Source organism: Mesorhizobium sp. M7A.F.Ca.CA.001.08.2.1, from assembly GCF_003998455.1.
Lineage (GTDB): Bacteria > Pseudomonadota > Alphaproteobacteria > Rhizobiales > Rhizobiaceae > Mesorhizobium > Mesorhizobium ciceri.
Map to the genome: position 1 here is coordinate 1 of NZ_RZPW01000352.1, position 6,197 is coordinate 6,197.

A 6,197-nucleotide genomic window follows, 5' to 3' on the forward strand; every position below is an offset into this window, starting at 1 on the left:
GCGCACCGGCGCGCCAGAAGCGGATCAGCCAGGGCAGAAGCGTCGGCAGGTAGGCGGGCGGGATGCTGAGCGGGCCGAGCGGATCGGCCAGCCATTTCGGCAGCTGCCGCATCATGCCCTTGTGCGCCAGCGGCAGCACGTCGGAGAAGGCGAAGGCGGCGGCATTGCCCGAGCTCGTCTCCTCGCAAATGCCTGTGCGATCGAAGACGGTGACCCTGCGTCCCGCCTCAGCGAGAGAAGCAGCGGCACAGATACCGATGATGCCGCCACCGACGATGGCTATGTCCAACCCTTCTCCCCGTTCACGGGGAGAAGGCGCCCGAAGGGCGGATGAGGGGCTGCGCCCCGCTTCTGTCGACCTGGAATTTCCTTGCACGTGGGCGCTGCCCCTTATCTGGCTGCCACCATCTTCTCCCTGCGAACAGGAAAAAGAAGCCTCAGAACTGCGGCAGTGTCGGCCGCACCGCGAGCGCATCCTTGACGATCTTCTCGACGGACTTGCGGCGATCGCCAGACAGCGGCTGTCGCGGCATGCGAACGCGGTCATTTGTGTTGATCGCGAACACTTCGGCAAGCTTGATGTTTTGGACCAGATAGGTCGAGACGTCGAGGTCGAGCAGCGGCCGGAACCAGCGGTAGATGCCGAGCGCCTCTTCGCGGCGACCCTGCTTCATCAGCTGGTAGATGGCGACCGTCTCGCGCGGGAACGCGGTGACCAGTCCGGCCACCCAACCGATGGCGCCGACCGACAGCGCCTCGAAGGCCAGATTGTCGACGCCGGTGAACAGGTCGTAGCGAGTGCCCAGGCGATTGATGATCTCGGTCGAACGACGGATGTCGTCGGAGGATTCCTTGATCGCGACAAAGCGCTCGTCCGACGCCAGCTCCTCCATCTGGTCGACGCTGACGTCGACGCGGTAGGCAAGCCGGTTGGAGTAGATCATGACCGGCAGGTCGCCAGCCTGCGCGACCGCGCGCAGCGCCGCGACCGTCTCTTCCGCATTGGTGTGGTAGATCGGGCTCGGCACGACCATCAGGCCGTTGGCGCCTTCCCGGCTCGCGCGCTTGGCGATGCTGGCCGCCTCGCGTGTGCCGGCCTCGTTGACCGTCAGCAGCACCGGCTTCTTGCCGGCGACCTTTTGTGCGGTCTTCAGCACCTCGATCTTCTCATCGGGCGACAGCATCGGCCCCTCGCCGAGCGATCCGCAAACGATGATGCCGTCGCAGCCAGCTTCCATCTGCAGGTTGAAGCAGCGCTCCATCTCGGCATGATCGAGGCGATCATCCGCGGTGAATTTGGTCGTGACGGCAGGAAAAACTCCGGTCCACATGATCATCTCTCCATCTGATATATCACTGGTATATCTATTAACAAACCCGCTGTCAATGCGGAATCCGTTATGATATATTCAAGATATATCAGGAGAGCGCATTTGATATCCACGGCAGCAAGCACCTCGGCGGAGCCGGCCGCGACTAGGGCCTACCATGTGCTCGAGCACATGATCGTCACGCTCGAACTGGCCCCGGCAAGCTTCGTCACCGAGGGCGCCCTGATCGACAGGCTCGGGCTTGGCAGGACACCGGTGCGCGAGGCGATCCAGCGGCTGGCCTGGGAAGCGCTGCTCGACATCAGGCCGCGCGCCGGCATCGCCATCGCCCCGCTGCATCCCGGCGACTGGCTGCGCGTGCTCGACGCGCGTCGCGGCGTCGAGGTGGTGCTGGCCCGCTCGGCCGCCCGCTTCGTCACCCGCGAGGCCGCCGACCTGTTTCACGAAGCAGCGCTTGCCATGCAGAAAGCGGTGATCTCGGGCAACGTGCTTGCCTTCATTCAGGCCGACAAGGCACTTGACGAAGCGTTGGCACTGGCTGCCGACAATCCCTTCGCCGCCCGTTTGGCCGCCCCGTTGCAGACCCACAGCCGCCGCTTCTGGTTCCGCTACAAGGCCGAGACCGGTCTTGCCGAATCCGCCGAGCACCATGTCGCGCTGATCCGCTCGATCCTTGCCGGCGACGAGGAGGCCGCGGCCAAGGATGCCAAACGCCTGATGGCGCTGCTGCGCGGCCACGCCGAAACGGCGGCGACGCGCTGAGCGTCTTTTAATCCGATGCGCTTTCGTCGCCGGTGCTTCCTCGAAGCTCGGATCACGTCCCTGGCAAGGCAGCCGCCGCCATCAACGAACCGTCCCAGCCTTCGCCCGCCGTGATGACGCAGCTCTGACCATGCGTGTCGGTGGCAAGGATCGTCCAGGTGCCCTGGTCGGAGACGAATATCTCAAGAATGACGCTCGGGTTGACCAGGCCGCGCGCAGCCTCGCTTTCGTGGAATTTTTCCCCGAGCGCTTTGATCATATCCGCACGGGCTGCGCATTGCTCCGCCATCGCCGGGACGGCGGCAAACGCGGAAACCGCCGCGAAAAATAGCGTTGCCACAAGACGGGTCATCTGACACCTCCTTGCGCCAGACGATGTCCCCGAAGCTGTCGCCAGCGCCGTTGCTTGATCTGCCGTACCTCCTTGCGGCAGGACTGCAAACCAAGACGGCAGATGCCCACTTGGTTCCATCACATTAGCGTTCACGCAGATAGGGTCGTCGCCGACCTGCAAAAAAGCCCGGGCGCGAGCGCCCGGGCCTCAAATTCAAAATCAATCTGTTGTCCGGTCAGTTCATCGTCGGGATGACGAATTCGGCACCGTCCTTGATCCCGGACGGCCAGCGCGAGGTCACCGTCTTGGTCTTGGTGTAGAAACGGAACGCGTCCGGGCCGTGCTGGTTGAGGTCGCCGAAGGAAGACGCCTTCCAACCGCCGAAGGTGTAGTAGGCGATCGGCACCGGGATCGGCACATTGATGCCGACCATGCCGACCTGGACACGGCTTGCGAAATCGCGCGCGGCATCGCCGTCACGAGTGAAGATGGCGACGCCATTGCCCATCTCATGGTCGTTGGCGAGCTTGATCGCGCTCTCATAGGTCGGCGCGCGCACAACCGACAGCACCGGCCCAAAGATCTCTTCCTTGTAGATGCGCATGTCCGCGGTGACGTTGTCGAACAGGCAGCCGCCCATATAGTAGCCGTCTTCATAGCCCTGCATGGAGAAGCCGCGGCCGTCGACGACCAGCTTGGCGCCTTCCTTGACGCCGGTGTCGACATAGCCCTTGACCCGCTCCAGGGCTTGGCGCGTCACCAGCGGGCCGAAATCGGCGGAAGAGTCGGTCGAAGGACCGACCTTCAGGCTTTCGACGCGCGGGATCAGCTTTTCCATCAGCCGGTTGGCGGTGTCGTTGCCGACCGGGACGGCAACCGAGATCGCCATGCAGCGTTCGCCGGCCGAGCCGTAGCCGGCGCCGATCAGCGCGTCGACCGTCTGGTCCATGTCGGCATCGGGCATGATGATCATGTGGTTCTTGGCGCCGCCGAAGCACTGCACGCGCTTGCCGGCGGCCGTGCCGCGCGAATAGATGTAGTGGGCGATCGGCGTCGAGCCGACAAAGCCGATGGCCTTGATGTCGGGATCGTCGAGGATGGCGTCGACCACGTCCTTGTCGCCATTGACAACATTGAGGATGCCCGCTGGCAGGCCAGCTTCGAGGAACAGTTCGGCGATGCGCATCGGCACGCCCGGATCGCGCTCCGACGGCTTCAGGATGAAGGCGTTGCCGCAGGCGATGGCCGGCGCGATCTTCCACAGCGGGATCATTGCCGGGAAGTTGAACGGCGTGATGCCGGCGACGACGCCGAGCGGCTGGCGCATCGAATAGACGTCGATGCCGGGGCCGGCGCCGTCGGTGAATTCACCCTTCATCATGTGCGGCGCGCCGATGCAGACTTCGACCACTTCGAGGCCGCGCTGGATGTCGCCCTTGGCGTCGGCGATCGTCTTGCCATGCTCGCGCGCCAGGATGTCGGCCAGTTCGTCATAGTCGCGGGCGACCAGTTCGAGAAACTTCATCAGCACGCGCACGCGACGCTGCGGGTTGGTTGCGGCCCATTTCGGCTGCGCAGCCTTGGCGTTCTCCACCGCAGCGCGCAGTTCCGCCTGTGATGCCAGCGCCACCGTGCCGCGCACGGAGCCATCCATCGGCTGCATGACATCCTGCTTGCGGCCGCTGGTCCCGGCGACGTGCTTGCCGCCGATGAAATGACCATAGTCGATCATGATTTCTCTCCCTTATTTGTGATGCTGCATTGTCCGCCTTTGGCCGGCGGATGGCAACGCGACGGAGAACGCAACCGTTGTGCGGAAAGTAGATAGCGGTTGACGGACGAGCATCAATTCTCGCAAATGCGGAGACCCCGTCTGATAGCAGCAGGGATTGAGAGATTGAGTTCCCACCACAGGACGCGGCGTCAGCGATTGTCATCTGGACCATCCCCATGAACTGGGATGACGTCCGCATCTTCCTTGCCGTGGCGCGTGCCGGCCAGATCCTTGGCGCCGCCAAACGGCTGGAGCTCAACCACGCCACCGTCTCACGCCGCATCGCCGCACTCGAGGATGCGCTGCGGACAAAGCTGTTTCGCCGGCTGACCACCGGCAGCGAGCTGACTCCCGCCGGCGAGCGCTTCCTCGACATTGCCGAGCGCATGGAGGGCGACATGATCGCCGCGCGCTCGACCATATCAGGCGAAGGCGACGATGTTTCCGGCACGGTGCGCATCGGCGCCCCGGACGGCTTTGGCGTCGCCTTCCTGGCCAATCGCCTTGGCGTGCTGACCGCCCTGCACCGCGAACTGACGATCCAGCTTGTGCCGGTGCCGCGCTCCTTCTCCCTGTCGCGCCGCGAGGCGGACATCGCCATCACTGTCGAGCGGCCGACCGAAGGCCGGCTGGTGGCGGGAAAGCTGGTCGACTATTCGCTCGGCCTGTTTGCCTCGCGCGCTTATGTCGATGCCAATGGTCTGCCCAAAACAGCGGCCGAACTCGGCCAGCACACCCTTATCGGCTATGTGCCGGATCTCATTGTCAGCCCTTCGCTCGACTACGCGGCCGAATTCAGCGCGGACTGGCGCACCAGTTTCGCCATCTCCTCGGCGCTCGGCCAGGCCGAAGCAGTGCGCTCGGGCGCCGGCATCGGCATCCTGCACACCTTCGTCGCCCGCTCGATGCCGGAACTCGTGCCGGTCGATGTCGTGGCACCCATCCGCCGCGCCTACTGGCTGGTCTATCACGAATCGGTCAGGCCACTGCGCCGCGTCCAGATCGTCGCCAGCTTCATCACCAAGATGGTGGAGCGGGAGCGGAACCTGTTCGTCTGAGGCATGTCGCCCAAAACTGATCTCGGTTTTGGGCGAACGACATGCATAAACTAAGACGCTAAAGCGCATCGCATGAATCCGATCAAACGCGATACGCTTTGGCCGTGCCGCCTTTTCCTTGCCACAAAACCGGCCAGTGTGGCATCAGGCGTGCGGTCGCCGGCCACGGGCAGGTCGCCGGGTGGGGAACCTTTCAGAAAGCTGGCGCGGATAGACATGCGAGCCGTTCTTGCCATCCTGCCGCTGCTTTTCATTTCCGCTTGCGCCAATCCGTGGACGAAGGTTCCGGAGGCCGAACTGCCCAAACCGATCCGCTACGCCATGGCGCGGCCTTCGCCTTTCGTCTTCGGCAATTATTGCGGCCCCGGCACCCGCACCGGCGATCTGTCGGCCCGGCCGGTCGACCGCCTCGACGCGGCCTGCCAGACGCATGACGCCTGTTACATCGCCCGCCACAACCATTGCGACTGCGACGGCGCCCTGGTCGCCTCGGCGAAAGCGATCCGTGACGACAACGCAACGCCGCGCAAGATGCGCGGCGAGGCCGAACTGCTGATCGCCACCTTTGCCATCCCCGTCTGCAAGGTCTTCCCGCAGGGTTTCATGCCGCCGCGCGATCCGGCGCAATTGAGTGCCCTGAAGACCGGAGCTGCCGGGTGAAGGGTCGCGCATTCATCGCCGTCGTTCTGTTCGGGCTGGCTGTCCTTGCCGGCTGTGCCGGCACTGGTCGCAATGCCTGCGATCTCCTGCAAGGCCAGAGCGCTTGCGCGCGACCCGCGCTCTCCGCGGAGACAGCTGGGCCACGGATCGTCGCCGCGCAGTTTTTCGGCGACGCCGGCACCAGCGACTACGAAAAACGCTTCCTGGCGCTGCTCGCCCGCCATCAGCTTGGCGCCATGGACCGCGCCAACGGCACCGGCCCTTTCGGCCACGACCGC

At 64.4% G+C, this 6,197-nt stretch carries 7 protein-coding genes and 1 pseudogene; 4 read left to right on the forward strand and 4 right to left on the reverse strand.

All coding sequences use genetic code 11. The features are described 5' to 3' along the window. Both EN914_RS20285 and EN914_RS20290 read right to left on the reverse strand, forming a co-directional pair. Positions 1-289 (reverse strand): FAD-dependent oxidoreductase (locus tag EN914_RS20285; protein ID WP_127389223.1); only part of this gene is annotated, 289 nt, incomplete at its 3' end. A 148-nt stretch (positions 290-437) separates the two neighbouring features. Then, entirely contained in the window at positions 438-1,331 is an 894-nt protein-coding gene (locus tag EN914_RS20290; RefSeq protein ID WP_024502892.1) for a dihydrodipicolinate synthase family protein, read from the reverse strand. Between the two features lie 69 nt (positions 1,332-1,400). On the opposite strand from EN914_RS20290, the gene EN914_RS20295 reads away from it, so the two are divergent. Next, on the forward strand, positions 1,401-2,093 hold the full coding sequence (locus tag EN914_RS20295; RefSeq protein WP_050580451.1) for a GntR family transcriptional regulator: 693 nt from the start codon (positions 1,401-1,403) through the stop codon (positions 2,091-2,093). Positions 2,094-2,145: 52 nt separating this feature from the next. Here EN914_RS20295 and EN914_RS20300 read toward each other — a convergent pair whose 3' ends face one another. Both EN914_RS20300 and EN914_RS20305 read right to left on the reverse strand, forming a co-directional pair. Continuing rightward, the gene (locus tag EN914_RS20300) at positions 2,146-2,445 is read right to left on the reverse strand and encodes a hypothetical protein (RefSeq protein WP_024502890.1); all 300 of its coding nucleotides are present in this window, start codon (positions 2,443-2,445) and stop codon (positions 2,146-2,148) included. Positions 2,446-2,662: 217 nt separating this feature from the next. Continuing rightward, positions 2,663-4,159 (reverse strand): CoA-acylating methylmalonate-semialdehyde dehydrogenase, encoded by a 1,497-nt coding sequence (locus EN914_RS20305; protein WP_013529086.1) that lies wholly within the window; start codon positions 4,157-4,159, stop codon positions 2,663-2,665. Positions 4,160-4,377: 218 nt separating this feature from the next. Between EN914_RS20305 and EN914_RS20310 the strand changes: the two genes are divergently transcribed. The 3 genes and pseudogenes from EN914_RS20310 to EN914_RS20320 form a co-directional block, all read left to right on the forward strand. Then, positions 4,378-5,259, forward strand: a complete 882-nt coding sequence (locus EN914_RS20310; RefSeq protein WP_024502889.1) for a LysR family transcriptional regulator — start codon at positions 4,378-4,380, stop codon at positions 5,257-5,259. A gap of 216 nt (positions 5,260-5,475) precedes the next feature. Continuing rightward, entirely contained in the window at positions 5,476-5,919 is a 444-nt protein-coding gene (locus tag EN914_RS20315) for a hypothetical protein (protein WP_024502888.1), read from the forward strand. Next, positions 5,916-6,197 (forward strand): annotated as a pseudogene (locus tag EN914_RS20320) (phosphatidylserine/phosphatidylglycerophosphate/cardiolipin synthase family protein); the annotation flags it as partial. The gene EN914_RS20315 and the pseudogene EN914_RS20320, both read left to right, overlap by 4 nt.